Origin of the sequence: Luteitalea sp. (assembly GCA_009377605.1) — a bacterium.
In the GTDB taxonomy this organism is placed as follows: domain Bacteria; phylum Acidobacteriota; class Vicinamibacteria; order Vicinamibacterales; family Vicinamibacteraceae; genus WHTT01.
This window is the reverse complement of the sequence record WHTT01000203.1, coordinates 1-1,461: the sequence shown is the minus strand read 5'-3', so window position 1 is coordinate 1,461 and position 1,461 is coordinate 1. Positions and strand designations below refer to the sequence as shown.

At 62.3% G+C, this 1,461-nt stretch carries 2 protein-coding genes; both read right to left on the bottom strand.

Features of this window, described 5'->3' with window-relative positions:
• Nucleotides 1–251 (bottom strand): hypothetical protein (locus GEV06_28500; protein ID MPZ21792.1); only part of this gene is annotated, 251 nt, incomplete at its 3' end.
• Nucleotides 252–516: 265 nt separating this feature from the next.
• The gene (locus GEV06_28495) at nucleotides 517–960 is read right to left on the bottom strand and encodes a hypothetical protein (GenBank protein MPZ21791.1); all 444 of its coding nucleotides are present in this window, start codon (nucleotides 958–960) and stop codon (nucleotides 517–519) included.
• Nucleotides 961–1,461: the final 501 nt, after the last annotated feature.

The following is a 1,461-nucleotide window of genomic DNA, read 5'->3' as shown; positions in this document are numbered from 1 at the left end:
ATGGTGTACGTGCCAGGTGCGAGATTGATGAGACGATAGTAGCCCTCACCATCGGCCACCGCCGCGGCCGGCTGAATCATCTCCGGGCTCGTGGCCGTCACGGTGACACCCGGCAGCGCGCCACCTTGCTCGTCTCTGACGTATCCACGTAGGCTGCCCGCGCCGGTTTGCGCGAAGACAGCCGGAACACCCGCGGCCAAGGCGAGGCCCACGATCGCCAAGTTGCTCGCGATCCTTCTGTAACGATTCATCTAACGTCTCCTCCAGCGGGAACATGGCGCGGTCGGCGCCGCGCTCAGAAACATCTCTCCGACCGAGCGCCTTCGGCGGGCGCGCCAGTAGGTGTGCACCAAAGGAAGGGGTGTGCGCGCACTCACATGAGAGATGCAATGGGCGGATTATAGCTATCCGTCCAGGTCCGACGCTACTGACATATGTGTTCCTATCGTGCCACACAAATGTCGCGTCTGACGACGCGGCTAAAGCCGCGCCCTACGGATGTGCTAGTTGACCTATTCACAGAACTGATGTAGCTGTTGAGCTACTGATGCCCATCCCAGCGGAACGTTTACGGATTTCGGCAGAAACGGGGCGCTGAGCGGTACCCTGCCCGAGCAAGGCTATGACACGCCGAGCGCGAACGTCGGACCACGAATCGGGCTTTCGTTTCGACCCTTCGACAACACCGTGGTCCGGGCTGGCGGCGGGCGATCTCCGCGGCAATGTGCTGGCGCTCATGACGAGCGTGGATTCATTCATGTCGATGTCGAAAGCCGTCGCGTCAAGGGCCTCTCTAACGTGCTTGCGGTGGGAGACGCTGCGGATTTTCCGATCAAACAGGCGTTCCTGGCGCTGCTCCAGGCCGATGCCGCGGCGGAGCACCGCCAACCGCGAGCTCGTCCCCAGAGCCCTGGGAAATTCTTCGCTGATTGGGAGAAGAAGATAGGCTTCTTGCGTCACGCGGCAGTGCGCCACAGCGTACGGATTGGCATCCATTGTGCTGTCTGCATCCGGAGATGCCCGAGCCATGTACGAGAGGACGACTCTCATGGCTGGAATCAGCAGCCGCCGCGACCCGGGGGGCGCGCTGGCCGTCGGCTCCAAACCATTCGGGGCGAGGCAAGTGCGTAGGAACAGCCACGGAATGACGCATGCGTTGTCTCAAGGCCCTTAGTCGAGACCATTGCGACATCGAAGCCATGCTGGCGGTCCTCGGGGCGTCGGCCGCTCGGCTCGAGCAGGGACGTGACGTTGCCTCAGATATGCTGGCTGGCATCCTGCGATTCTTCCGTTCCTTCGTGTGTGAATGTCATGACGCGAAGGAGGAGGTAGGGCTGTTCCCACGGCTCGCGGCACATGGACCGGTGGGATGCTGCGGGAGTTCGAGGGCATCGAGCGTGCCCGGATCGGCGCAAATGATCCCACACGGTCGCCGCATCGTATGGGGCGTTGATGAGCACG